14 protein-coding genes and 3 pseudogenes are annotated in these 26,501 nt (G+C 68.0%); 11 read left to right on the top strand and 6 right to left on the bottom strand.

The window, feature by feature from the left end:
• Positions 1–405: pseudogene (locus A3ES_RS56575) on the top strand (DUF222 domain-containing protein); the annotation flags it as partial.
• Positions 406–547: 142 nt separating this feature from the next.
• Here A3ES_RS56575 and A3ES_RS0143625 read toward each other — a convergent pair.
• Entirely contained in the window at positions 548–1,297 is a 750-nt protein-coding gene (locus A3ES_RS0143625; protein WP_020393151.1) for a class I SAM-dependent methyltransferase, read from the bottom strand.
• Positions 1,298–1,383: 86 nt separating this feature from the next.
• On the opposite strand from A3ES_RS0143625, the gene A3ES_RS0143620 reads away from it, so the two are divergent.
• Positions 1,384–1,776, top strand: a complete 393-nt coding sequence (locus A3ES_RS0143620; protein ID WP_020393150.1) for an ester cyclase — start codon at positions 1,384–1,386, stop codon at positions 1,774–1,776.
• Positions 1,777–2,207: 431 nt separating this feature from the next.
• Here the strand turns inward: A3ES_RS0143620 and A3ES_RS0143610 are convergent, their stop codons facing one another.
• Complete coding sequence (locus A3ES_RS0143610; protein WP_020393149.1) at positions 2,208–3,836, bottom strand: acyl-CoA carboxylase subunit beta; 1,629 nt, start codon at positions 3,834–3,836, stop codon at positions 2,208–2,210.
• A 94-nt stretch (positions 3,837–3,930) separates the two neighbouring features.
• Here A3ES_RS0143610 and A3ES_RS0143605 point away from each other — a divergent pair, with 94 nt between their 5' ends.
• From A3ES_RS0143605 to A3ES_RS53260, 6 genes are read left to right on the top strand one after another with little or no spacing between them, the layout of a single operon-like run.
• Entirely contained in the window at positions 3,931–5,841 is a 1,911-nt protein-coding gene (locus A3ES_RS0143605; protein ID WP_020393148.1) for an acyltransferase domain-containing protein, read from the top strand.
• A gap of 8 nt (positions 5,842–5,849) precedes the next feature.
• Positions 5,850–11,483, top strand: a complete 5,634-nt coding sequence (locus A3ES_RS0143600; RefSeq protein WP_063746069.1) for an SDR family oxidoreductase — start codon at positions 5,850–5,852, stop codon at positions 11,481–11,483.
• A gap of 2 nt (positions 11,484–11,485) precedes the next feature.
• A complete protein-coding gene (locus A3ES_RS50505) occupies positions 11,486–12,862 on the top strand; it encodes a cytochrome P450 (RefSeq protein WP_051084952.1) in 1,377 nt (458 codons plus the stop codon).
• On the top strand, positions 12,859–15,201 hold the full coding sequence (locus tag A3ES_RS0143590) for a KR domain-containing protein (RefSeq protein ID WP_026163760.1): 2,343 nt from the start codon (positions 12,859–12,861) through the stop codon (positions 15,199–15,201). Before A3ES_RS50505 ends, A3ES_RS0143590 begins: the two co-directional genes overlap by 4 nt.
• Entirely contained in the window at positions 15,202–16,545 is a 1,344-nt protein-coding gene (locus A3ES_RS50500; protein WP_020393146.1) for a flavin-containing monooxygenase, read from the top strand.
• A gap of 5 nt (positions 16,546–16,550) precedes the next feature.
• Positions 16,551–17,435: an alpha/beta fold hydrolase gene (locus A3ES_RS53260; protein WP_202806724.1), complete on the top strand. Its 885-nt coding sequence runs from the start codon at positions 16,551–16,553 to the stop codon at positions 17,433–17,435.
• Here the strand turns inward: A3ES_RS53260 and A3ES_RS0143575 are convergent.
• Positions 17,341–20,469: an AfsR/SARP family transcriptional regulator gene (locus A3ES_RS0143575; RefSeq protein ID WP_020393144.1), complete on the bottom strand. Its 3,129-nt coding sequence runs from the start codon at positions 20,467–20,469 to the stop codon at positions 17,341–17,343. The genes A3ES_RS53260 and A3ES_RS0143575 overlap by 95 nt on opposite strands.
• Positions 20,470–20,677: 208 nt before the next feature.
• Between A3ES_RS0143575 and A3ES_RS0143570 the strand changes: the two genes are divergently transcribed.
• A complete protein-coding gene (locus A3ES_RS0143570) occupies positions 20,678–22,954 on the top strand; it encodes an MMPL family transporter (protein WP_020393143.1) in 2,277 nt (758 codons plus the stop codon).
• A 29-nt stretch (positions 22,955–22,983) separates the two neighbouring features.
• On the opposite strand, the pseudogene A3ES_RS56570 reads toward A3ES_RS0143570, so the two are convergent.
• Positions 22,984–23,496: pseudogene (locus tag A3ES_RS56570) on the bottom strand (RNA polymerase sigma factor); the annotation flags it as partial.
• A 188-nt stretch (positions 23,497–23,684) separates the two neighbouring features.
• Here A3ES_RS56570 and A3ES_RS0143560 point away from each other — a divergent pair.
• Positions 23,685–24,368: a class I SAM-dependent methyltransferase gene (locus tag A3ES_RS0143560; protein WP_020393141.1), complete on the top strand. Its 684-nt coding sequence runs from the start codon at positions 23,685–23,687 to the stop codon at positions 24,366–24,368.
• Between the two features lie 38 nt (positions 24,369–24,406).
• On the opposite strand, the gene A3ES_RS0143555 is transcribed toward A3ES_RS0143560, so the two are convergent.
• Both A3ES_RS0143555 and A3ES_RS0143550 read right to left on the bottom strand, forming a co-directional pair.
• Positions 24,407–25,054, bottom strand: coding sequence for a 4'-phosphopantetheinyl transferase family protein (locus A3ES_RS0143555; protein ID WP_083934078.1), 648 nt, complete (start codon positions 25,052–25,054; stop codon positions 24,407–24,409).
• Positions 25,055–25,094: 40 nt separating this feature from the next.
• Complete coding sequence (locus A3ES_RS0143550) at positions 25,095–25,442, bottom strand: hypothetical protein (protein ID WP_020393139.1); 348 nt, start codon at positions 25,440–25,442, stop codon at positions 25,095–25,097.
• Positions 25,443–25,833: 391 nt separating this feature from the next.
• Here A3ES_RS0143550 and A3ES_RS50495 point away from each other — a divergent pair.
• Positions 25,834–26,501 (top strand): annotated as a pseudogene (locus A3ES_RS50495) (hypothetical protein); the annotation flags it as partial.

The following is a 26,501-nucleotide window of genomic DNA, read 5'->3' as shown; positions in this document are numbered from 1 at the left end:
GTCTTGTTGTGCCGCGTCCATCACACCGCATTGCACGACGGCCACTGGACCATCCAGACCATCGACAACCAGGTCCACGTCACCCGCCCCACCTGGGCCGACCCACCACCCCGCAGTACCCGACAACCCACCCCACCCAGCACCACCGCCCCCGCACACCCCGCGGCGACGGACGCTGACACCCGCACCAGCCCCACGGCATCCGCATCCACACCCGCTGACACCCGCACCACGCCCACTCCCACCACGACATCCACGCCGACCGACACCGATACCTGCGCACCACGGCCCACCATCGACGACGCATCCCTCACACCAACCCGGCCCCGGCCGCACGCAGGCGACGTCCCCTGGATCACCCCCGAACAAGCCGCAACCTTCGACCCCTGGACCGACAATGCCTGACATGTTCGCCCGCCAACCAACCGGGCCCGCCCAAGGCACAGGCGCTGCAGACTCACGGTGTACCGCAGTGGCTTCTGCCAGGCATCCCCCACCTGGGCGGTCAGCCCGACACGATCACGACGCCACCTTCCTTGGAGAGGAACTAGCTGTCGGAGGCGACCTTGAGGACGGCGAGGTACTCGTGCTGGTTCTGGAGCAGGTCGGTGGGGTTGCCGACGATTGTGGTCAAGGTCAGGCCGGTGCCGGCCAGGAGCAGGGAGAGGTCCGCGGGGGTGTAGCAGCGGAGGACCTGGGTGTGCTTTTCCTGCGGCGTATCGGCTCGCCACCAGGTGTCGGTGGCGGTGGAGGTGATCGGGTCGAACGTCGTCAGCTCGTACAGTTCGTAGTCGTAGCCCTTCTCGGCGTCGGGCATCAGGTGCTCTTCGTCGCCGTGCCAGCTCGCCCAGACAAAGGGATTGCTGACGTCGATCAACGCGACGCCGCCCGGCTGCAACCACTCGGTCGCGATCCTGGTCAGCAACCGGCGCTGATCGGCATCCGAGCCGACACCAAACCCGTTCCAGTACGAGACGACGTCGAACTGACCCGCCAATCGCACGGCGTAGAAGTCCTCCTTGATGACCGTCAACGACCCACCCGTGACCTCGGCAGCGAAGGACGACGCGACGTCCGCCCGGTCGCTGATCTCGACGGCTGTCACCGAGTGCCCGGCGTTGGCTGTCACGGCCGCGGTCGTGCCATAGCCCGGACCGAGTTCGAGTACGCGCTGCGGCTGCTCGCCGGCGTACTCGTGCAGTTTCGCCACCCTGCGGTGATCCCGTTCGCTGATCACCGCCTCAGCTTTTGCCCACCACCTGCCGGTTTCGGAGTAGAAGTCCTTGACCCATTCCATCCGTGAACCACACCACCCACCCCTGCCCGGCTGCAACCACATTCACCCGTCCGCATGAACGGCGCCGTTCGGGTCACTGAGGAGTCATGGATCGAGAGCAGCTGGCCGGCTTCTATCGGCGATACATCCAGTGCTGGAACGACCGTCGGCTCGACGAGCTTCGGGAGTACGTGGCGGACGACGTACGGGTCAATGACGCTGAACAGGACCCCGAGCGGTACGTCGCAGGCATGGAAGACGTCTTCAGCGCCTTTCCCGATTTCCATTGGGATCTCCGGCATCTCCTGATCGACGGTGACTGGATCTCCGCGCACTTCACCGTCACCGGCACCCACCAGGGGACCTTTCTCGGTGTGCCCGCCAGCGGCCGGGCGATCGTGGCCCAGGAGTTCGCGGTCTACCTGATCGGCGATGGCAAGATCGCCGAGGTCTGGGGCGCCACCGACCACCTGACGATCCTCAACCAGTTGACGGTCTGAGCCGGTAGAGCTGGCCAGTTTCCAGGGACTCGACGATCCAATGGACCTGGCCGACTTCACCGCCGACGAGCGAGTCGCTGGGCCTCGCCGAGTTTGCCCAGGACCTGCATGCCGTCCGGCGCTTCGCCGAACGCGACCACGCCAACATCACCTCATGGAACACCTACGACACCGGCGGCCACTACGCCGCCCACCAGAACATCGACCTCCTCGTCACCGACCTCCGAGGCTTCTTCGGACACCTGTGGTGAGGGTGGGGCGGGTGCGGGGGCCTGTGGGTGGGGCCCAGGATTGGGGTGGGTGGAAGCGGGGGTGAGCTGTTCGGTGGGTGGGGTGCTGGACGGTGATGGCGCGCAGGGCTCGGATCAGGGCGGCCAGTTCGACTTCGGTTGGCGCTCCCCGGGAGATGGTGATCGCGTTCGGGTTGGAAGTCATTGGGGTCCGTTTCCGTGTTTGCGGTACGGCGCGTCGGCTCGCTTGCTGGTGAGCAGGGCGAGTGACTCGATCAGTATCCGGCGGGTGTCGGCGGGGTCGATCACGTCGTCGACAAGTCCGCGTTCTGCTGCGGCATAAGGGTTTAGGGCCGTGTCGGCGTACTCCGTGGTCAGTTCCTGGCGGCGGCGTTCCGGGTTGTCGGCGGCGGCGATCTCGCGGCGATGGATGATCGAGGCGGCGCCTTCCGCGCCCATCACGGCGATCTCGTTCGACGGCCAGGCGTACGCGAGGTCGGCGCCCACCGACCGGGAGTCCATCGCGATGAAGGCTCCGCCGTAGGCCTTGCGCAGTACGACGGAGATTCGCGGGACCGTGGCCTCGCAGTACGCGTAGACGAGTTTGGCGCCACGCCTGACGATGCCGTCCCGTTCCTGGTCGCGGCCGGGCAGGAAGCCCGGTACGTCGACCAGCGTCACGAGTGGGATGCCGAACGCGTCGCAGAACCGGACGAAGCGAGCGGCCTTCTCGGCAGCGTCGATGTCGATCGTCCCCGCCAGTACGGCTGGCTGGTTGCCGACGAAACCGACGGTGGCTCCGTTCAGGCGGGCCAGCCCGCAGATGATGTTCGGCGCCCAGTCGGCCTGTACTTCGAAGAAGTCGCCGTCGTCCACGAGCAGCTCGATGACTCGGCGCATGTCGTAGCTGCGCGACGACCTCATCGGCACGATGTCGAAGAGTTCGGGACACTGCCGGTCGGGCGGGTCGACGGTCGCGTACCTCGGCGGCGGTTCGTTGTTGTTGGCCGGTAGCAACGCCAGCAGATCACGAACCTCGCGGAAGCACGTCACCTCGTCGTCGACGACGAACGACGCCACTCCGCTGTGCCTGCCGTGCACGTTGGTGCCGCCGAGTTCCGCGGCGCCGACCCGCTCGCCGGTCACCGCAGACACGACGTCCGGGCCGGTGATGAACATCGTCGCCATCCCCCGCACCATGAACACGAAGTCGGTCAGCGCCGGTGAGTACGCCGCGCCGCCGGCGCAGGCACCCGCGATGACGCTGATCTGCGGGATCACGCCGGACGCGCGGACGTTGCGGCGGAAGATGCCGCCGAAGCCCGCAAGCGCCAACGGCCCTTCCTGGATCCGGGCGCCGCCACCGTCGTTGATGCCGACGATCGGTACGCCGGCCGCTTCGGCCAGATCCTGCAGCTTGTGGATCTTGCCCGCGAACGTCTCGCCGAGCGAGCCACCGAAGCAGCGGGCATCGTGGGCGTACACGGCGATCCGCCGGCCGTCGACCCGCCCCCAGCCGGTGATCACGCCATCGGTCGCCGGCCGGTTGCGTTCCATCCCGAACCCGGTCGCGCGATGCCGGGCGAACAGGTCGATCTCGACGAACGATCCCGGGTCGACCAGCAGGTCGATGCGTTCCCGCGCGGTACGGCGGCCCTGTTCGTGCCGTCGCTGGGTGGCGAGCTCGTTTCCGGTGACGGCGGCCGTACGGCGAGTACGGAGCTCCTCGGCGGCCCCGAACAGCTGTGGGTGGGCAGCCGCCTTGGTGGCACCGCCCACTGCCGCACCGTTCGGGGAGAACACCGTCGAGGAGAACGTTGCGTCAGACATCCGGTTCCTTCCACTTACTCGGCTCATCTCCCTAGGACAGACTCGTGAGAAGCGTGGATTGATACGCGGACGCCTGACGTATCAGGAAGACCGGTTGGGCCGCCTGTTCAACGTGACCACCTACGACTTCGCACCGAAAACCATGTTGACGACGATGGATGTGGCATTGCCGGTGGCCGCTGAGACGGCCGCCGAGACGGTGTTGCTCTTTCCCGGCCAGGGCGCCTACGACGAGGCAGCCCTTCGTGCCGCTCGCCCAGCTCTGAACGACGCGCGTGAGGTGTTCGAGCGGATCGACGCCGTCGCTGCCAGGATGGACCCGTCCGCGGCCCGCGTCTGTGAGACCGTGCTCGCGCCCTCGCCACCGTCGTTGACGAAGCTGTGCACGTCCGAGAAGGACCTGCTGCAGCTGACGCTTTTCGGCTTGTCCGTGGCGCTTTTCGAGACGCTGAAGTCCGCCGGCGTTCGCCCGGCCTCGTTGGTCGGCCACAGCTTCGGCGAGATCGCCGCGCTCGTCTGCGGCGGCATGTTCACGCTTGAGCAGGGAGCCGAGATCGTCTGCCATCGCAACGCGGCGCTGCGTGCCGTGGCCGATCAGCCCGGCGCGATGGCCGCGGTGGGATGTTCGGCTGAGCGGGCCCGCGCCATGCTCACCGTGCTGGATCAGACGGAGACCGCGGTCGCCGCGGAGAACTCGCCGAAGCAGTCCGTGGTCTCGGGTCCCGACGAATACCTTGCTGCGATAGAGAAACTGGCACGAGCCGCGTCGATCAGCTTCCTGCGGCTGCAAGCGCCGTACGGGTTCCACAGCCCGCTGATGGCGCCCGTCGCCAAGGCGTTCGAGGCCAGCCTGAGTCAGCTCAAGCCTGGCCGGCTGTCGATTCCGGTGTACTCGCCGATCCTTGGCCGCTGGTATGAGGACGGCGAGGACATGGCACCGTTGCTGGCCAGCCACCTGATCCGTCCGGTGTACTTCGGCGACGCGCTGCGGAGAGTCTGGGAGAACGGTTCCCGGGTCTTCGTCGAGTGCGGCGCGCGGTCGACGCTGTCCGGACTGGTCGGCCAATCGTTGCCGGACGCAACGAGGGTGACTTGTCTCGATGGTGATCAGGCTGCTCGGTTCCCGCAGGAACAAGTGACCGTACTTCGTGGCCTGGGGCAACTGCCCACCGCGCTGGACGATCAGCTCGCGGAGCTTGTCCTGCCGGGCGTGCCGACGGAACGGGCGCAGGACTTCTGGAACGCCTGTGGGCATGACGTCCTCGCGCAGATCCGGCAGCAGTACAAGGCGTTCAGCAAGCAGGACGAGCCGAACCACAAGCTGCTGGAGCCTCAGCCCGAGGTACAGCCTGTACGCCGGGAGCCGGCGCCTGACTCGATCGATGTCGCGTTGCCCGATCGGGCAGAGTTGGCGGAGGAGTTGGCTGCCTTCTATGCGGAGGCGCTGGAGTATCCGGTCGAGGTGATCACTGAGGACGCCGAGCTCGAAGGCGATCTCGGGGTGGACTCGGTCAAGCAGACCGAGCTGATCGCCCGGGTCGCCGAGCGGTACGGCCTGCCCGAACGTCCCGAGAACTTCCGGTTGAGTGACTACCCGACCCTAGGCAAGGTCGTCGACTTCGTCAGCACCGCGGAGGTCAGCAGCCCTGCAAAGACGGCCAGCGCACCCGAGGTCGGCGGAGCCGCCAAGGCGGGGAGCGCCCAGCCGGCGGAGGTCAGCGCGGGCAGCCGTGCGCTGCCTGATCGTGATGGGTTGACGGCTGAGCTGGCGGTGTTCTACGCGGAGGCGCTGGAGTATCCGGTCGAGGTGATCACCGAGGACGCCGAACTCGAAGCAGACCTCGGGGTCGACTCCGTCAAGCAGACCGAGCTGATCGCCCGGGTCGCCGAGCGCTACGGCCTGCCCGAGCGGCCCGAGAACTTCCGGCTCAGCGACTACCCCACCTTGGGCAAGGTCGTCGACTTCGTCAGCAGTGCAGCAGCCGAGCGCCAGATGGCGGCGTGAGACAAGGGATGAGGGGGAACAGCGACATGCTCGACCTGACCGGCCGGATCGCGTTGGTCACCGGCGGCGCCCGTGGCGTGGGACGCCAGATCGTCACCTTGCTCGCCGAGCACGGCGCGCACGTGGTGATCAACTGCTTCCACTCGTACGCCGAAGGGAGGGCGTTGCAGGCCGAGCTCTCCGAGCGAGGGTTCGCCGTGGAGGTCGTCCGCGCCTCGGTGGCGAAGGTGGATCAGGTGGACCGGATGTTCGCGGAGATCGGCGAACGGCACGGCCGGCTGGACATCCTGGTCAACAACGCGGCGTCCGGCGGACTGCGCTCGGTCGCGGAGACCACCGAGGATCACTTCCGCAAGGCGCTGGACACCAATCTGCTCGGGAGTTTCTGGTGCGCCGAGCGCGCCGCCAAGCTGATGCCGAGTGGTGGCGCGATCGTCAACGTGTCCTCGATCGGCGCGGGGATGGTGCTCGACAACTACATCTCCGTCGGTACCTCGAAGGCCGCGGTCGAGGCGCTCACCCGGCACCTCGCGGCGGAGTACGGGCCGCGCGGGATCAGGGTGAACACCGCGTCCTGCAGCCTGGTCGAAGGCGAGGTGGCGACGCTGTTCCCGCGGCACGAGGAGATGCGTCAGGTCACGATCGACGCGACCCCGATGGGCCGGATCGCCACCGAGGAAGACCTCGCCCGGATCGCGCTGTTCCTCGTCTCCGACCTCGCAGGCTGGGTGACCGGCCAGACCGTACTAGCCGACGGCGGCCTCTCGCTGGGCCGCGCCATGATGTCGCCACCCCGAGTCCCTATCGCCGAGCCGACCACCGCGTCTGTCGTCGTCCGCGAGCCGGTCGAGGCAGCGGCCGTGGTACCAGCAGACGTGCCGCTGGAGTCCGATCCGATCGTTGTCGTCGGCATGGGGCTCAAGCTGCCCGACGCCGCCGACCCCGAAGAACTCTGGCGCCTTCGCCTCAGCGGCGACCACGTCTTCACCGAAGTCCCCGCCGACCGCTGGCGGCTCGACTCCTTCCACGACGCCGACCCGGAAGCTCCTGACAAGACCTACAGCCGCTGGTCCGGATTCGTCTCCGAGAGCGCTGGTCCCGACAGCGAGGACTACACCGCACGCTGGTTGCGCCATGCCCTGGTCCAGTCGCTCGAGGGCGTGAGCCGCGACGACAGCGACCGCGTCTCCTGCTTCGTCGGCTACACGGCCGACGGCAGCCAGCACCTGGAGGAGGCACTCGTCCTCGCCGGACTACGCCGCCGGCTGCAAACCGCGAACGGGACAGCAGACGAGGTACGACGCCGACTCGCCGAGCACCTCCACCGAGGCGACGGAGAGACCGCGGACTTCCTCCCGCACCGAGTCGGACGCCAAGCGATCGACGGAGTACTGCCGGCCGGCACCGAGCTGTTCATGGTCGACACCGCCTGCTCGTCTTCCCTCTACGCCGTCGACCTCGGCGTGAAAGCACTACTGGCCGGCGACTGCGACCTTGCGGCCTGCGGCGGTTCCTTCGCGCTCGGGCCCCGAGGTGCAGTCCTGTTCTCCAAGCTCGGCGGGCTCGCCCGAAGCGGGAACGTCCGCTCGCTCGACCGTACCGGCGACGGCGTGCTGTTCTCCGACGGCGCCGGCGTGGTCATCCTCAAGCGACTGAGCCGCGCACAGCGAGACGGCGACACCATCCTCGGACTGCTGGCAGGCGTCGGTACTTCGTCTGACGGCAAGGGCAAGGCCATCTACGCCCCCAGCTCAGCCGGCCAGGAGATCGCGATCCGCCGCGCGCTCGATGCCCCGGGCGTCACGGCTGACCGGATCGACTGGGTCGCGGCGCACGCCACCGGCACCCCCGCCGGTGACCTCGCGGAGCTCAACGCGTTGCAGAACTCGTTCCCGACGGATCACGCCCTGCAGGTGACGTCCAACAAGTCGGTGGTCGGCCATACCGGTTGGGCCGCCGGAGTCACCTCGTTGATCGAGGTACTGCTCGGCATCCAGCACGAGACGATTCCGCAGCAGGTAGGCTTCGAGGCGACGCCCGACGCGTTCGACGCGGACCGGACGGCGCTGCGGATCCCCCGCGAGCAGCGATCCTGGCCCGTTACCGCGGGACGGCCGCGGGCCGCTTCGGTGTCGAGTTTCGGCTTCGGCGGCACCAACGCACATGTCGTGGTCGAGGAGTTCCAGGGCCAGCACTCCGCAGTACCGGCGATTGCGGCTGACGACCGGATCGTGGTCGTCGGCTGGTCGGCACATGTCCCAGGGCTTGACCGGACCGAGGACATCGAGCACTGGCTGCGCGGTACCGGCCCTGCTCCGGACGCGTCGTTCGGCGAGCAGTACCCGGTACCACCGTTCGAGCGGGTCCGGATGCCGCCGCGCACGCTGCGGATGCTCGACCGCTGCCAACTGATGGTGCTGGAGTGCATGGCCAAGCTCGAGTCCACGCTGGGCGAGACCTGGAAGCAGTACCACGACACCACCGGCGTGCTGGCCGGCCATCTGGGCCCGACCCGGCAGGCGACGCTGTATGCCCTGCGCTGCCACGTCGACGACATCCGGACCGTGGTCGGCGACGAACCGGTCGGCAAGCAGTTGCTGGCCGACCTGGAAACCGATCTCGAACGGTTGGTGCCGACGGCAACGGAAGACTCCTTTCCCGGGATCATGCCGAACGTGATCCCGGCCCGGGTCGCCAACTACTTCGACTTCCACGGCCTCAACATGACCATCGACAACGGGCTCACCTCGACCGCGGCGGCCCTCGACGTCGCCGGTCGCTACCTGCGCAGCGGGGATCTCGACCTTGCCCTCGTGTTCGGTGTCAACGGCAACAGTCTTCCCGAACTCGCTGACGTGATCGCGCCCTTGCTGCCGCCAGACACCGAGCTCGCCGAGGGTGCGTTCCTGATCGCGCTCACCCGGGAGAGCCTGGCGAAGGCGAACCGTCTGCCCGTCCTTGGCCGGCTGGACGATCTCGTCGATCGCGGCGTGCACGACGGTGACGCGCGCAGCGCACACGTCGTACCGGATGGCAGGAGTTTCCTCGGCGCGGATGACGCGGTCGCAGTACTCCGCCGCCTGCTCAACGAGACCCCGCCCGCCAAGGACCCCGTACCGCGCTCGGTCGCGCGCTACGAGATGACCCTCAAAACCCTGCCGTCGTTGCCGATCCGGCCCGCGACCGAGTTGTTCACGCCGGGCACGGTCGTGCTGACCGACCAGCCGGAACTCCTGGCGGATCAGCCCTTGACCGGAGTGACCGTCCTGTCGACTGTTCCTACGGACCGTCCCGACTGGATCCACCTGCCACAGGTCGATCCCGACGCAACCGCCGCGGTGCTGGCCAAGCTCGACAACCCCAAGGACCTGCGGGTGGTGACAAACCTGGCAGCCGCGGCTGACCCGACAGCGGTCTGGGACACCGCACCCGCGCTGTTCGCCCTGCATGACCTGATGTTCCTCGCATTGCAGCACTGCCACGACGCGATCGAGCAGGACGGCTCGCTGATCGTGCTGCTGCTCGGCGGCAGGCAGGACGGCAGCTGGCATCCGCTGACCGGAATGTTCACCGGGCTGGTGAAGAGCGCCGCGCTGGAGCTGCCTAAACGGCCGCTGTGCACGGTGGTAACCAGTACCACCGACCTGGCCATGGGAGTGAAATACGCGACCGCCGAGGCCGCGGCCCATCAGTTCCTGCCCGTCGTCGTCTACGACGCCAACCGTGAACGCCGCTGTCTGTCTGTCGTCGAACTGGACGACCAGCCAGGCAACGGACCGGACGTCGCCCGTCTGGACGCCGCCTCGGTGGTCGTGGCCTGCGGTGGCGCACGGGGTATCGGCGCGGAAGCGCTCAAGGCCCTCGCGGCCAACTCCCGGCCGATCATCTACGTCCTCGGCACCACACCCCTTGACGATGTCCCCGAGACAGGCGAAAACGACCGCGTCGCCTATCTACGCACCGAAAAGGCCCGCCGACCGGAAGCAGGCGTCGCCGAACTGACGAAGGAGTACGACACCCTCACCAATGCCCGGGCAGCGCGCCGCAACCTGGCCGCGATGGCCGAGCACAGCGGTGCGGACCGCGTGCACTACCTGACCTGCGACCTGCGCGACCGGGAGCAGGTCGCCCGGACGATGGCCGAGATCCTCGGCCGCGAGGACAAGATCGACCTGCTGCTCAACGTCGCCGGTCTCAACCGGGCCGCGTCCATTCCCACCAAGAAGTGGGACGACTTCCGCTCGGTCCGCGACGTCAAGGTGCAGACCTACCTCAACCTCCGGCACGCGTTGAAGGATCAGCCGCCGCGGGTGTGGTGCAACTTCGGCTCGTTCGTCGGGTTCACCGGTCAGGTCGGCGAGGTCGACTATGCCGCGGGCAACGACTTCCTCAACACGGCCGCCGCGCACACGGTCGCCATCGGACAGGACGAAGTCACGATCGGCTGGGCGCTGTGGCGGTCGACCGGTCTCGGCGCCAACCCGGTGACGAAGGCCTTCCTGGAGAAGAGCGGCATGTTCACCAGCATCAGCACCGAGGAGGGCGTCGGGCTCTTCCTTGCAGAACTCGGCAAAGTCCGGGACGAACCGGTGGTGGTGCATCTGGGCGACGTCGAGAAGCGCGCGATCGAGGACCATCTGCCGGGCTTCTTCGCTGCCGTCGGCAACGGTCGCGGCAAACCGTTCTACCTCGACATCGCCCGCCGCAACCGCTTCGGGAAGCTGTGGGCGGAGCGTTCGTTCGACCTGTCCAGAGACGGCTATCTCGCCCATCACGTCGTCAACGGCCACGCGACGCTCCCCGGGACGTTCGTCCCAGAGATCGCCGCACAGGCAGCACAGGAGCTGGTACCGGGGATGGTCCCGGCCGGGTTCGAGGACATCACGTTCCACGCGTTCCTGCGCGTGTTCGCCGCCGATCGGCCCGTCCACAAGAAGATCCAGGCCGAGGTGATCAGCCAGGACGACCTGGAAACCGTCGTCCGAGTCCGGATCCTCGGCGACGTTCTGGCACCGAACGGCACCGTACTCCGGCCCGACAAGCTGCACTTCGAGGCCCTGGTCCGGATGCGGGCCGAACTCCCGCCGGCGCCGACCTGGGAGCTATGGACCCCCGGCGACGACGAGCGCCCAGTCGCCGACCCGTACCACGTGCCCAACCCCGTGGCCCACCTGACGGGACCGCTCGTCTCCACGGCCGACACCCGCAGGCATCGGCTGGGCCGCCGGGCACGCTTCGCGCCGAAGGTCGCGCCCAACGATCCCGTCTTCTCCACGTTCACCGTGCCGAGCCTGCTGCTCGACGGGCTGGCCCGCTTGTCAGTACTGGAGCCGGACGCCGACGGATTCATCCCGCTCGCCGCGCCGCTGCGGATCCGCCGGATCGACCTGTACGAACTGCGAAACGACTGCCAGCTCAGTACGGCGTACCCGGCCGTCGAGCTGTACTCCAGCCCGCGATGGGTCGACCTGGAGGCGGACCGCCCCGACAACCGGTGCGTCGCCGTTGCACCCGACGGGCGCGTTCTCCTTCAGATCAAGGACATCGCCGGCACCGTGCTGGGGTCGGTCCATCCGGAGACCGGCGAGTTCCGCCCGCGCGACCGAATGCCCGCTCCGTCCGCTGTCGCAGGAGGAAGATAACGATGGCCATCGACGTCACCGCCAAGCCGACCGGTACCGCAGCCCGGCGGAAGGCTCCCGGACCATCCCGCAACTGCTTCCTCGACTACCAGCGCGACGCCCCGCGACTGATCGCCGGCCTGCAGACGGAGTACGGCGACATCGCCCGGTTCAGGATCGGCCCGATGCTGATCCATCTGGTCTCCCACCCCGAGCTGATCCGCCAGGTCCTGGTCGGCAGCGACACCCGCCACCTGAAGCGCGGCATCTTCTACGACGGCTTCAAGGCGTACTTCGGGGACGGGCTGCTCACCACCGACGGCGACCAGTGGAAGCGGCACCGCGACATCTCCCGTCCGATGTTCCAGGCCAAGCGGATCGAGGACATGACGCCGGCGATCACCGACGCCGCGGTCACCCTGGCCGGCCGGCTGCGCGCGCACTCCGAGCAGGGTGAGGCTTTCGACCTGATCCACGAGACCATGTGGTACACGATCGAGGTTCTCGGCCGCACCCTGTTCGGGTCTGCCCTCGGCGACGCGGTGGACCGGGTCGGCCCGGCGGTCCAGGTCGGGATGCCGCTGATCATCCAGCGCGGCAACCCGATGTACCAGGCGATCCCGACCTGGGTACCGATCCCGCACAACCTCAAGCTGCGCCGCACGCTCGCGGTACTGGACGACTTCCTCGCCGACGTGATCGAGGACCATCGGCGCAACCCCCGGTCCGACCTGGTCACCGGCTATCTCGACGCGGACGCCGGGATGAGCACGAAGGAGATCCGCGACGGGCTGATGACCACGTTCCTCGCCGGTCACGAGACCACCGGTACGTCGCTGGCCTGGACCCTGTGGCAATTGGCGAACACCCCGACGATCCGGCGCACCCTCGAAGCCGAGGTCGACTCGGTACTCGGCGGCCGGCCGGCCACGCTGGAGGATCTGCCGAACCTGCCCTACACGCGGATGGTCGTCGAGGAGTCGCTGCGGGTCTATCCGCCGATCTGGCTCTATCCCCGGCAGGCGACCCAGGATCTGGAGATCGCCGGCTATCACATCCCGACCGGGTCCAACCTGTTCATCTCGCCGTACGCGACCCACCGGCACCCCGAGTTCTGGGACAACCCGGAGGCGTTCGATCCGGACCGGTTCACGCCCGAGCGGGTCGCCGAGCGGGATCGCCATGCCTACATGCCGTTCGGGTTCGGCCAGCGGCAGTGCATCGGCAAGCACATCGCCCTTCTGCAGTTGCAGGTCGCGGTGGCGACGGTCGCGCAGGAGATGCGGCTGAGCATGGTGCCGGGCACGCCGGTGACCTACGACGCCAAACTCTCGTTCCGTCCCCGCCAGGCGCCAGGACACACCATCTCGGTGACCGCGCACCCCCGGAGAGACACGTGACACCACTGTTCCGCTGGTACCCCGTCGATGCCCCGGCACCCGGTACGGCGCAGCAGAAGATCGGCCGGACGCTGGTGCTCGGCGGCGACCCCGTACTCCGATCACGCGTGCGCGACCGGCTTGCCGCCGAGGGTGTGGACGCGACGGCGGTGGACCTGCCCGACGACGGATCCGGTGACGAGCTGGTCGAGGCCGCTCGTGCCTTGCTGGCTGAGATCGGGCCCGTCGACGGCATCGTCGACCTCGGCGTCGCTGCCGGTTTCGCGTTGTCAGCCAAAGGAACGTGGCAGACCGCGCTCCGGCAGACGGTCGCTGTCCTCAAAGCCGTGTACGACGACTGGGCCGCCGAGACCGACGCGAATCGGCTGTTCTACCTCGCCGTCACCACGATGGGCGGCCGGATGGGCTACGACGGCGAAGGCGTCGACCAGCCGCTCGGCGGGATCTGGGCCGGGCTGGCGAAGAGCCTGCCGCAGGAGTTGCCGAACTGCCGCGTGAAGGTCCTCGATCTGGCGGCCGAGGCCGATCCGGCGCAGTACATCCTGCGGGAGCTTCGCACCTGGGACCTGTTCGAGATCGGCTGGCGGGCCGAGGACCGCAGTACTCTTGCCGCCGGCAAGCATGTCGCTGGTCCGGCTCGCCTCGACCTCAGCCCGGCGGACACCGTGCTGCTGTCGGGCGGTGGACGGGGTCTCGGGTTCGCGCTGGCGCGTGAGCTGGCCGGCCGATTCGGTTGCCGCATCCTGGTCTCGGGGCGCCATCCGCTCCCCTACGACGAGGAGTGGGCGGGTCTCAGCGACGACGAGTTCGAGCGGCGGGAACGCGACCGCCTGATCAATCGGCAGGCGGGCAGCACGGTCCGCGAGATCCGTGCCGACACCGAACGCCGCCGCGCACGCCGGGAAGCGCTGCACAACCTCGAGGAGGCTGGGCAGCGTGGCCTCCCGATCGAGTACCACCCGGGAGACATCACCGATCCGGCCTTCACCCAGGCGCTGCTCGACTCGGCCGGCCCCTCGCTTCGAGTCGTCATCCACAATGCCGGTGTCGCGGCGCCGACCCGGTTGCGTAACAAGACGGTGGACTCGTTCCTCGCGACGATCCAGACCAAGGTCGACGGGTTCGTCGCACTGCTGGCCGCACTCGGCGACCGGCGGGTCGACTACTTCTGCAACGTCGGCTCGGTGTCCGGCCGGCTGGGCGGAATGATCGGCCAGATCGACTACGCGGCCGCCAACGAAGCCTTGACCCGCATGGGTTTCTGGGCCGGCGGACAGGGCCAGCCTGTCACCACGATCTGCTGGCCGACCTGGCAGCGGCTCGGCCTGATCGCCAACTTCGACGCAGCCCTCCGGTACGCCGATGCGATGCCGGTGGCGGCAGGTCTGCGGATCTGGACAGACCAGATCGAAGCCGCCGAACCAGGTGAGGTGATGGTGCTCGGCGGCATCGGCCGTGCCGTCTCGCCCGGCCAGCTCAAGGGCTTCGCGAACTTCCGCGATCACCCTGACACCGACCGGCTGCAGTCGCTCGGGCACTACCTCGGCGAGGTCGAGGTGTTCGAACCGTTCCGGTCGATCCGTTCCCGGACCCAACTGGCCGGCGGTACTCATCCGTGCCTCACCGAGTTCACCGTGGCCGGCGATCGCGCGTTGCCGGTCAGCGTGGTGCTGGAGTACGCGCTGTCCGTCGGCGACTGGGTGACGCCCGAGGGGTTTCCCGAGCTGTGGCTCAGCCGGTTTCGCGACGTTGTCCTGTCGGTGCCCGCCCTGGTCGGAAACGGCGGTGGTTTTGAGCTGGTGAAGGCCGGTTCGGGCCGCAAGACGGATGACACCTGGGAGGTAACGGTGTCACTCGTCGACGGAGCCGGCCGTCCAGTGCTGCGCGGCGTAGCGGAGTACGAAAGCAAACCGCCGCTAGGACCCGATCCTGTTGCCAGGCAGGCTGTTGCCAGGCAGGGAGGCTGGGAGGTCCAACCGCCGCTGGCCGAGGAGACCGGAATCGCCTGGTCTGGTGTGCTTTACCGGCCACCCCGATGGCGATGCGGTCCCGACGGACAGCTCGCCGCACGGGTCGACGAGGTCCCGAGCAGCGACGAGTGGACGCTCCCCGTCCCGCCCAGCACGGTCCTCCCCCATGCGGCGATCGAAGCGATCCTGCGGGCACGGACGGCTCAGAGCCGATCGATCGAGGAGATCCGGATCGCGGAACTCGGTATCGGCGCGCAGCCCATCGGCTCTGCGGTTTCCGTCGTCGGATCGCCGGACCGGACGTCCTGGCAGGTCATCGACGACGCAGGACAGTGCATGCTCACGCTCAACGGACTCGAGGTGGCCTGAATGAACGACTCCCCCAGTGACAGCTATCGGGACACCTACTGCGTGATCGGTGCGGGCACCTGTGGCCTCGCGGCGGCGCGCAACCTGCACGCCCAAGGCATTCCCGTCCAGGTGCTCGAGGAGCAGGACAAGCTCGGCGGCAACTGGTACTACGGATCGCCGAACAGCTCGATGTACGACTCCGCCCACCTGATCTCCTCGAAGCGACTCGGCAGCTACATCGACTTCCCGATGCCCGACGACTACCCGGACTACCCAGGTCACCGGCATGTCCTCAGCTACCTTCAGTCCTACGCGGCAGCGAACGGGCTAGAGCGGCTTATCGAGGTCGACAGCCCGGTGACCCGGGTCGCACCGGCCGAGGGCGGCGGCTGGGACGTCACGATCCGTGGACGGGGACAGCGGACCTACCGGGGCGTGATCATCGCCAACGGGCACCACCGCGAAGCAATGTTCCCCGAACTCCCCGGCGACTTCGACGGAGAGACCTTGCACTCCTCGCAGTACCGGCGTCCGGATGTATTCAAGGACAAGCGGGTGCTGATCATCGGCGGTGGAAACTCCGGCTGCGACATCGCCGTCGACTCGGTGCCGTTCGCGGCTCGCGTCGTCCACAGCATGCGCCGCGGCTACTACTTCTTTCCGAAGATCGTGATGGGCAAGCCGATCGACGAGATCAACGAGCTGACGCACAAGCTTCGGATGCCGCTGCCGCTGCGCCGGTTCGTGGCCGGCCTGATGTTGCGCGCCCACGTCGGACGCAACACCGACTACGGGCTGCCGGAGCCCGACCACAAGTTGTTCGAGAGCCACCTGATCGTCAACTCGCGGCTGCTCTATCACCTCAAGCACGGCGACATCGTCCCGAAGCCGGACGTGGCCAAGCTGCGCGGCGACACGGTCGAGTTCGCCGACGGCAGCGAGGAGCAGTTCGACGTGATCCTCTACGCGACCGGGTTCAAGCCGGCCTGGCCGTTCCTCGACACCGAGGCCGGCGCACCGTCGTACCAGGAGATGATGGGGTTGTACGCGAGCATCTTCCATCCGCGCTACGACGACTTCTTCGTGGCCGGGCTGGTCCAGCCCGACGTCGGGATCTGGCGGCTGGCCGATCTGCAGTCGCAGCTCATCGCGCGGGTGATCGTGGCGCAGGAGAACGCGCCGGACGTCGCGGCGTGGTTCCGGGCCCGGACGCGTGGCCCGCTGCCCAAGCTGTCGCCCTATGCCTACCAAGCGTCCGAGCGGCACCGCCTGGAGGTAGAGCACACCACGTATGAACGGCTGATGCGTACCGAGATCGCCCGGCTCGACCGGCAAAACGCGCGGCAGAAGACAGGAGTATGACCTTGATGGCGATGCATCCGGCGGCGGAGGTCAGCCGCGGTTCTGTGGAGGTCGACGGAATCCAGTGCCCCCTGCTGCAGGCAGGACCGCCCGATGCGACCGAGGCCGTGGTGTTCCTGCACGGCAACCCCGGATCAAGCGAGGACTGGCGCGCGGCGGTCGGCGCGGCCGGTGCGTTCGCCCGCGCTGTCGCCATCGACCAGCCAGGCTTCGGGCAAGCAGGGAAGCCCAGCGATTTCGACCACACCTACACGGGTCACGCGGAACACCTGGGCCGTGTGCTCGACAAGCTCGGCATCGAGCGCGCCCATGTCGTCGGCCACGATCTCGGCGGCCGCTGGATGCTCGACTGGGCTGCGAAGAACCCCGATCGCTTCGCCAGCGCGGTGATCGTGGCCGGCGGCGTTCTGCTGGACTACCGCTGGCACTACCTCGCCCGGATCTGGCGAATGCCGGTCATCGGCGAGCTGTTCATGAAGGTGCCGAGTCGCCGGCTGTTCAGGCTGATCCTGCGCCGTGGCAATCCGCGCGGTCTGCCCCGGGAGTTCGTCGACCGGATGTACGACGACATGAACGGCCCGACCCGTCAGGCGATCATCGCGCTGTACCGGCCGACGTTCGACTGGAACGCGCGGTCCTACGAGCTGTCCGGCGAACTGGGCAAGCTGGACCGGCCCGTACTGGTGATCTGGGGGCGGCACGATCCGTACATCCCTATGGAGCAAGCCGAACGGCAACGCGAGACGTTCCCCAAAGCGGAGATCTCGTTGTTCGGCCGCAGCGGACACTGGCCTTTCATGGACGATCCGGAACGGTTCGAGCGAACCCTGGTTCCCTTCCTGCGGTCGGTGCTGGCCGGCTGTCGCGGTCCCGGATCCGGCGGGCGATGATCTGGGTCTCGCGGCCGGCGAAGGTGCCGAGCTCGTCGAGGACTCGTTCGCACTGGACCAGCGTGCGCCGCGCGGCGTCGAACTCGCCGCGCTCGAGGTGGCTCGCGACGAGCAGCCGGTGGGCCGATTCGGACAGCCGGTCGGCCCGCATGGCCGCGTGGGCAAGGCGGAGCGACTGGTCCAGGTCACCGGTGGCAAGCAGCAGTTCGCCGGCCCGGACCGCGCCGAGGACGTAGCGTACGCGGAGCCGATCGCGTTCCACCATGGCCCATTCGGCGTTCGGTACGTCGGCCAGGTAGTCGCCGCGGTACAGCGGTAGAGCCTTCTCGTACGCCCGCAGCGCGACCGACGGTGCGCCCTGCCGTTCGGCGGCGTCCGCTTCGTCGAACAACTTGTCGAACTGCCAGGCGTCCACCGCCAACGGCTCCTCTGCGACGAGACGGAGCATTCCGTTTTCGGTGCGCAGGAAGTACGGCGCCTCGCCGCTGGCCCGATCGGGTTCGAGCAGCCGCTGGGTGTAGTTGAGCGTCACCCGGAGGTTGCGGATCGCGGCGTCGGGGTCCAGATCCGGCCACAGTTCCATGGCGGCGGCGATCCGGGACACGGTCGGCTTCGCGACCATGTAGAGCAGCAGCCGGCGGACCCGGTCGCGTTGCAGGTTCGGATGGTCGACCTGGACGCCGTCCCGCCAGAGCTCGAGCGGGCCCAGCACCAGCAGGTCGACTCGCTCCGATGGGACGACCGGGACCCGCAGGGCGAGCTCGCGGGCGACCCTGGCCAGCACACCGCGCCGGGATTTGGTCAGCTCCTTGAGATGGGGCGCGGCCACGGTGCTCAGCTCCTTGAGCAACTGGCGTCCCTCCTCGCGGCCGGCGGCGATCGCGGCGACAGCGAACTCGACCGCCCACGGCAGCGGCAGAGCTGCCCGGATCTGTCCCGGCGAGGGCATCTCCAGCTTCGTCAGCTCGCGCAACGAGCCTTTCTCCCGCGCCGCGACCAGTGCGGCCGCGACGTCGCGCAGTACCGCGAGATCGGGCAGCAGTTCCGTTTCGTGCCACAGCGGCCGGCTCTCGGGCACGAGCACGTAGCTGAGAGCAGGGAACAGGCGGTGCATCCGGGTAGCGGCGGAACGGCCCAGCGGGCGCCTCGTGTGCCCGTCGACGAGCAGTGTTCGCGCGGCCGCTTCATTGCCCTCAGCAACCAGTACGGCGGCTTCGCCGAGCAGGAAGGACGTCTCGTTCAAGGCGCTGTTGCCGGCGGTGAGTGCGGCCCGCGCCTGATCCAGGAAATGCCGGGCGCCGGCCACGTCACCGGCGTACGCGAGCACCTTCGCGCAATTGCTGAGCGTGAAGATCGCGCCCGGGTCGCGTCCGGCCGTCCTGGCCTCGGCGGCGATCACCGGCGTCTGGCGGACAGCCTCGTCGACATCGCCGGCCAGCCAGGTCGACAGCATCTTCACGTCGATGGCAGGCAGCGCAAACGTTCCGTACGCGTCCTTGACCGACAACTCGGCGTGGTGGCGGGCCCGGTCGACATCTCCGTCGAGCAGTAGCAGCCAGGATCGTTGCATGTTGACGCCGGAATCCCAGTTGTCCGGGAAGACGGCCAGATGGGCGAAGGCGCCCTTCCAGTCGCCACGCAGGTCGGCCAGCCATGCCAAGCCGATGTTCACCCGGGGCGCGAACTCCGGCACGTCCCGGCCCAGCACCTCGGCGCGGGCCAGCGCGGCCTCCAGCCGGTCGACATCCGCCAGCCACCAGCTGAGGTAGGCCAGGTGGGTGATGGCGGCGATCTCACCACTGCGGTTGCCCTGCTCGCGAAACTCCTCCTCCACGGCCTCGAACATCGTCAAGGCCAGCGGCAGATTGGCGCCACGCTCAACCAGGGCGAGCAGCAGTCGTCCCGTCGCGGCGCGGCGACGGTCGTCCGGCAGCAGTTCGTACCACTCCATGAAGACGTCCGGCGCGACGGGCGGATGAGTCACGAAGCCCGTCTCGCAGATCACGTCATGCATGACGTCCCAGGCGCCGACCTGTGCGAGCTGGCGGACGGCGGCATCGACGTCACCGCGGGCGCGCAGTACGGCCGCGGCGCGGACGCATGTCGCTGTCTCCTCCTCAGGTCCCAACTCGCCGGAGAGTGCAGGCCACCAGAGCGGATGCAGCGACCGCCAGGTGCCGGGCGAGCCGGCCACCAATGGCAGACCGGCCAGTAGCTCGGTCAGGTCGAGCGGTTGACCGGCGAGATCCGAAGCCAGCTCATCGTCGCCGCCACCGACCAGCGCCAGCATCGCGAGCAGGCGCCGACGGTCGGGAGGCATGCTGGTCAGCAACTCCTCCCACAGGTAGTCGCGGACGCGGTGCCGGCCGACCGACGCGGCCACCTCGGCCAGCGCGGGCCAGCCGCCGGAGTCACTGAGTACGTCGGGCTGCAACCCCCGCGCGGATGCGAACTCGGCAAGCTCGATGGTGGAGAAGGCCAGGTCGCTCTCGCTGAGTTCTACGGCCTGGCCCATCGCGGCGAGCCGAGTACTGCTGACCGGGAGCGGGCCACGGCCGGCCAGGACGACGTGGCCGTTGTGCGGCATCCGCTCGACCAGGGCCGAAAGGAGTGCGGCACCGGGCGAGTGAGGTGCGATCAGATGCGCGTCGTCGAGCAGCAGAGCGACATGCTCGGGCGATCTGCGCCAGATCTCGGCGGTCAGCCGGCTGACTGCCTGCTCCGTGTTCCAGACCACGGGTGCGGCGATCTGGAGGCTCCGCGCGAGTCCGGCGCACAGCGTCGACGCAGTACTGTCGCCGGCGTTGCAAGTGAGCCAGGCATCGTCACCAAGCGGCGCGAGCTGGTTCTCGGCCCAGACCTGGGCGAGCACGCTGGTCTTGCCGAACCCTGGTCCGGCAGTGAGAACGGTGAGCCGGTGCTGGAATCGCTGCTGCAGAACGGCCAGCAGGCGTGGACGGATGATCAGATCGACGTTGAGTTCGGGCGGGCTGAACCGGAATCCTCCGGGCTGCCCGGGCTTGATCGGCCTCATCTCACTGACCCCCCGGTCGGCGCAATGCTCGGTAGCGACTTCACGATAACAGGGCGGCAGGTCACGCCAAGCGATAATTCAAGGGGTGGTCAGTCGATCACGCTAAGCTGTTGTCTCGTTGCCCACCTTGCCCGCTTGTATCCGCGGAGCGCCTCTCCCGGTCCTCTTCATGACCCAGACAGATCGGCCAACAAAGGAGACAGGCCAGATGCTCGAACATGTCGGCCGGCTGGTGGTACGAGCACGCCGGATCGTCCTCGTCCTGACGGCAGCAGCCGTCGTCGGTTTCGCGATCGCCGGAGTCGGCGTGATCGATCGGCTCTCCGGTGGCGGTTTCGTCGACGCCGCCGCCGAGTCCACCAAGGCGGCCCAGCAGCTCGACCAGCGCTTCGGCGCCGGCCAGCCGAACTTCGTCCTCGTCGTGACCAGCCCGTCCGGCGGCAAGGTGGACGATGCCCAGGTCCAGCGACTCGGCACTGATCTGACCGCCCGGCTCAGCCGCGAAGGCGGCGTACTGTCGGCGAGCTCCTACTGGACCCTGGGGTCGCCGCAATCCCTGCGCAGCAAGGACGATCGGGCGGCGCTGGTGCTGGCCCGACTGGCCGGCGACGAGGACGCGGTCCGCGAAACGGCGAAAGGCCTGCGCGAGCGATTCGACGACCAGGACGGCCTGAAGATCCAGGCAGCGGGATCGTCGGTGGTCTACGGCGAGCTGACCGACATCCTGCAGAAGGACCTCATCCGCGCCGAGCTGTTCGCGTTCCCGTTGACACTGCTGTTACTGCTGGCGATCTTCGGTGGCTTGGTGGCCGCGTCGCTCCCGCTGCTGATCGGAGCGGTCGCGGTGACCGGCACGCTCGCGGTGCTGTCGGTTGTCTCGTCCATGACGGACGTCTCGGTGTTCGCGCTCAACCTGACCAGCGCACTCGGACTCGGGCTCGCGATCGACTACGGACTCTTCATCCTCAGCCGGTTCCGGGAAGAGCTCGCCACCGGAATCGAGCCGCACGAGGCAGTACGGCGTACCGTGAATTCGGCTGGGCGGACGGTCGTCTACTCGGCGGTCACCGTCGCGCTCTCGCTCGCGGTGTTGCTGATCTTCCCGCTGTACTTCCTGACCTCCTTCGCGTACGCCGGAATCGCCGTCGTCCTGCTGGCCGCGTTCTCGGCGGTTGTCGTCCTGCCTGCGGCACTGGCTGTGCTCGGCCATCGAGTGAACGCGTTGGCGATCCCCCGCCTGCGCCGCAAGGCCAAGCCCGCGGCGTCGGAGCACGGCAACTTCTGGGGACGGCTGGTCGCCGCCGTCATGCGCCGGCCGATCCCGTTCGCGACGGCCGTCATCGTCGTCCTGCTCGCCTTGGGTTCGCCGTTCCTGCAGGCCCAGTTCGGTCTGCCCGACGACCGGGTGCTGCCCGCGTCGGCGGAGAGCCGCCAGGCCAACGACGTACTGCGTGACCAGTTCAGCAGCCGCGAGACCGAGCCGGCGTTCGTGGTGGCCACCGAGCCGGTGCAGCCGGCCGAGGTCACGTCGTACGCCGAGAGGTTGTCGCGGATCGGCGGAGTGGCTCGCGTCGATGCGAGCACCGGCTCGTACGCCGCGGGCCAGCGGGTCGCGGCACCCTCGCCGCAATCGGCGCAGTACGCGAACACGGGTGGGACCTGGCTGTCGGTGGTGCCTGCCGTCGAGACCTACTCCCCGGACGGCGAGCAACTCGTCCGGGATATCCGGTCCACCGAGGCGCCCGCCCCTGTGCTTGTCGGCGGCCGCTCCGCGGAGCTGGTCGACACCCGCGGTGCGATCACCGATCGGCTGCCGCTCGGGCTGGGGCTGATGGCTGCGGCAGTGGGCATCCTGCTGTTCCTGTTCACCGGCAGCGTGCTGATCCCGCTCAAGGCACTGATCCTCAACTTGCTCAGCCTCACCGCGACGTTCGGCGCGATGGTCTGGGTCTTCCAGGAAGGCCATCTGCGCTGGCTGGTCGGCGACTTCGCCGTCACCGGCACCCTCGACATCACCATGCCGGTACTGATGTTCTGCGTGGCGTTCGGGCTGTCGATGGACTACGAACTGTTCCTGCTGTCCAGGATCCGGGAGGAGTGGCTCGCGGGAGCGGGCAACGTCGACTCCGTGATCCGCGGGGTCGAGCGGACCGGTGCGTTGATCACCGGTGCCGCTCTCATCGTCGCCGTCGTGTTCTTGTCGTTCGTGTCATCCGGCGTGACGTTCCTGAAGCTGCTCGGCCTCGGGCTCGCGCTGGCCGTGCTGGTCGACGCGACCATCATCCGCGGCATCCTGGTTCCGGCGTTCATGCGCTTGGCCGGACGAGCCAACTGGTGGGCTCCTCGACCGCTGCGCGCACTTCACGCGCTGATCGGGCTCCGCGAGTCCTCGGACACGCGGGAGCCCGCGCCGGACTTGGCCAACGCGGACGACCGTGCCGACCTCGACCTCGTCCCCAGATCCGTGGACAAGACCCCGGGGTGATGGGTCCCCAGCTCGATGTGGAGTCGCCGCAGGGCCCGGCCCCGGCTCGGCCCGATGCTGCCGATCGGGATGCCCAGCCGGGAACTGATCTCCTGGTACGACAGCGGCGGCGACGCGGCGAGCAGGAGGAGCATCCGCTGCTGGGCTTCCGGCAGCCGGCGGAGCGCCAGGCGGACGGCCTCCCTCGGCTCGTTCCGCAGGGCGCACTCCTCCGGGCCGTCCTCCTGGCTCGGGCCGTCGAGGTGATGGTCGTCGAGCGGGCGCTCGCGGGCGGCGGCGTTCAGCTCGTCGATGCACCGGCGGCGGGCCGTCGTGAGCAGCCACGCGGACAGCCGTTCCGGATCACGGATGCGGCCGATGTTCTCCACCAGCCGCAGCCAGGTCACCTGGACGACATCGGCGGCCTGTTCATCGCTGAGCCGAAAGCCCCGTGCGGTCCACCACAGCAGCGAGGTGTACTTGCCGATCAGAATATTCCAGGCGCTCTCGTCCCCGTCCGCGGCGCGCCTGACGATTTCATGGATGTTCTCGTCCTCAGACATTCTCACCCTCCGTCGTTTGACCCGATGCTGTCGGGGCTGCGCTAGCGAGCTGTCAGCGATGAGATACCGGCGGGTATCCGCGCAGGTCTCAAGTGGCCGTATCACCGGCCGGGGCCGGGCCGTCTGCTAGGTGGTTGGCGGAAATCACTCCGCGACCCGTTGGCCGTTCGAGGAGATGGAAGGTTGCGATGGCCGAAGCGTTGTCTGCTGTCAGCAAGGAGCATCCGGGGTACGCCGGCCAGGCTGTGTACAAGACCTCGTTCCTGCGGATCTACGACCTGTTCGTCGTCGGTTTCTCCAACCGGGTGATCTACCGGTGCCCGAGCCGCCGATTCGTCGAGCTCTACAACTCCTACGCCGGCCGGCGCCATCTCGACCTGGGACCCGGCACCGGGTACTTCCTCCTGCATTGCGACTGGAGCGACGGGCCGCCGGACCTGACGCTGGCCGACCTGAACCCGGACGTACTGCGCTACAGCGCGCATCAGCTGCGGAAGTACCAGGCAGAAGTGGTGCAGACGGACATCCTGCAGCCGCTCCCGTTCCCTGACGGCTCGTTCGACTCGATCGGGATCAACTTCCTGCTGCACTGCATGCCTGGACCGATGCGGGAGAAGGGGAAGGTCTTCACTGAGGCGGCGCGCGTACTGCGGAGCGGTGGGTCGTTGTTCGGCAGCACCGTGATCCAGGAGGGGGGCGACCATTGGTGGCTGGCCCGGCGAATGATGCGGATCTACAACCGGACCGGGATCCTCTCCACCACCGAGGACAGCCTGACCGACCTGAAGAAGTGCCTCGCGGACGGCTTCGGCGACGACTACACCGTCGAGGTCCGCGGCAGCGTCGCAGTCTTCACAGCGCAGCGCCGCTGATAGAAGGGCCGCTGACAGAGAGGGCCGGTGACTTCCGGCTATCGGGCGGCGGTGGCGGGGATCGGCGTCACCGCCACCGCCGCCCGATAGCCGGGCGGCGCACCGGGATCGATGATCGTCGGGGGCTCGGTGCGGGCCGAGCCCTCCGGCCAACTGAACGGGGCGACGGTGAAGCTCGACATCGGCACGGCCAGCCCATCCCCAGTCGCCTTGAGTACTGCTTCCTTCCGCACCCAGAGCCAGAGCAACTCCTCGGCGGTGGACGCCTCCTCCCCCGGTGCGCGCACCATGCTCGCGAAGTCGACGAACCGCTCACTCGCGGCCTCAAGGTCGACACCAACCGGGCCCACGTCGGACACCGCAAACATCACGTAGCCGTTGGAATGCGACAGCGAGAACTCCCACCGTCCGCCATTCACCAGCGCCGGCTTACCGTGCCCGGCTTGACCACAGCCACGGCAGATCCTTTGAAACTCCAAGGCACTCGGCGCGACGTCGAGCCGCTCACCCAAGACCTGCCGGGCCAGCGTCCACGCCGTCCGGAACCGATCCCGATCCGCCCCCCGCCGAAGCCGCGCCATCCGGGTCCGCTCATCAGCCGACAACACCTCGACACGCCCCGGCGCATCTCCCACCGGCACACACCAGGTCCCCACCGCCCCCACCGCATCGTCGCCTTTCCCCATCGCACCAAGAGGACCGCCCAGCGCCGACCAGTGATACAGATCAACCCACCAGCGATGCGTTACGGACGACTAGCTTGTCAGCTGCGCGTCGCCCCGGCCGGTGTAGTTTCAGCCCCGCGACCGGACCGTCAGGAGGGCCCTCTAGTTCTGGGCCTGCGGGCTGGAGCAATGCCAGAGACATATCCACTTCACCGCGGGAGAAGGTCGCGTGGCCGAACATGATGGCGCCGGCGTAGAACGTCGCGTTAGCGAACTGGATGCCGCCGCCGGGGAACACCGCGCGAGAGAGATAGAGACTACCGCCCGAAAATATCGCCCTGTCGAAACTGCTGGTGCTGCCTGAAAACTTCGCGCCGGCGAAGTTTATTCTGCCGCCGGAGAGCACCACATAGCGGAATCGACAGTGCCGCGAGGGAACCTCGCCCCTCGAAGGTGAGGATGCCACCCGAGAGTTCCAGCCGGGAAGATCGAGACGCCGGTCCTCTCCATCAGTTGATCGGTGCCTCCGTACAAAGTGGAACGCGACCACAACACACGAAATGCCGTGCTCTCTTGCGTGTGCCAGCCAGTTCCGCCTCCTCTCGATCCAGCCCCAAGGTGTCGATCACCGTGGTCAACCGCCATCCGATCCACTGCCGGACGATGCGGCCTTCACCATTCATACCTCAGTCTACTCGTTCTGCCTTCGCTCGCCGGCGGCGAAGTTTTCCCTTGTGGATAAGGAGATCCGGCGCCGAAGCGATTTGCGATGACCGCTCACCGAGAGTAGTATCGATCTTATGTTCGAATATGAGCTAGCAGATCTAGACGCGGCGAAGACCCTCGCCGCGTCGGCGCGGGAGCAGGCCCAGGAAAATGAGGCAGGCATCCAGCGGCTGCTGCTGGCTGTGCATTTTGCCGACCTGCATCCCAGCCCGGCGATGATCCCCGGCGATCAGAGGTCTCCTGGCGGGGAGCGTGGCATCCGCTACGGCGGACCAGGCTGCCCAGGAGTCGCCGAGTTCGCCGTCGCAGAATACGGCGTCGTGCACGGCGTATCCACCGAATCGGCGGCCAAGTACATCGGCCAGGCCCTCGCACTGTGCCACCGCCTGCCACTGATCTGGCAACGCATCAAGGCCAGGGAAGTGACTGCCTGGAAGGCCCGCCAGATCGCCACCGCCTGCGTCGAACTCTCGATGGAAGCAGCCGCCCTCGTCGACGCCCGAGTCGTAGCCATCGTTGACACCGTCGGCCCCGTCCAGTTGCGCAACATCGTCAAGGCCGCCCTCTGGGACGCCGACCCCGAAGCCGCCCAGGCCGCAGCCGAACAGAAGGCCCGCGAACACGGAGTATGGGTCGGCCGCTCCGACGACCACGGCACCAGTGCCGTTTACGTGAAGGGCCGTACCGGGGACGTGATCCGGTTCGACGCAACCATCAACCAGATCGCCGACGCCCTGGACGC

This window comes from Kribbella catacumbae DSM 19601 (assembly GCF_000372465.1).
Classification (GTDB): Bacteria; Actinomycetota; Actinomycetes; order Propionibacteriales; family Kribbellaceae; genus Kribbella; species Kribbella catacumbae.
This window is presented reverse-complemented; position numbering and strand designations above follow the sequence as displayed.

Bases quoted from the DNA above. Each gene is read 5' to 3' on its own strand.
- A3ES_RS0143625 (WP_020393151.1), bottom strand. From the start codon at position 1,297: ATGGAATGGGTCAAGGACTTCTACTCCGAAACCGGCAGGTGGTGGGCA.
- A3ES_RS0143620 (WP_020393150.1), top strand. From the start codon at position 1,384: ATGGATCGAGAGCAGCTGGCCGGCTTCTATCGGCGATACATCCAGTGC.
- A3ES_RS0143610 (WP_020393149.1), bottom strand. From the start codon at position 3,836: ATGTCTGACGCAACGTTCTCCTCGACGGTGTTCTCCCCGAACGGTGCG.
- A3ES_RS0143600 (WP_063746069.1), top strand. From the start codon at position 5,850: ATGAGGGGGAACAGCGACATGCTCGACCTGACCGGCCGGATCGCGTTG.
- A3ES_RS50505 (WP_051084952.1), top strand. From the start codon at position 11,486: ATGGCCATCGACGTCACCGCCAAGCCGACCGGTACCGCAGCCCGGCGG.
- A3ES_RS50500 (WP_020393146.1), top strand. From the start codon at position 15,202: ATGAACGACTCCCCCAGTGACAGCTATCGGGACACCTACTGCGTGATC.
- A3ES_RS53260 (WP_202806724.1), top strand. From the start codon at position 16,551: ATGGCGATGCATCCGGCGGCGGAGGTCAGCCGCGGTTCTGTGGAGGTC.
- A3ES_RS0143575 (WP_020393144.1), bottom strand. From the start codon at position 20,469: ATGAGGCCGATCAAGCCCGGGCAGCCCGGAGGATTCCGGTTCAGCCCG.
- A3ES_RS0143570 (WP_020393143.1), top strand. From the start codon at position 20,678: ATGCTCGAACATGTCGGCCGGCTGGTGGTACGAGCACGCCGGATCGTC.
- A3ES_RS0143560 (WP_020393141.1), top strand. From the start codon at position 23,685: ATGGCCGAAGCGTTGTCTGCTGTCAGCAAGGAGCATCCGGGGTACGCC.
- A3ES_RS0143555 (WP_083934078.1), bottom strand. From the start codon at position 25,054: ATGGGGAAAGGCGACGATGCGGTGGGGGCGGTGGGGACCTGGTGTGTG.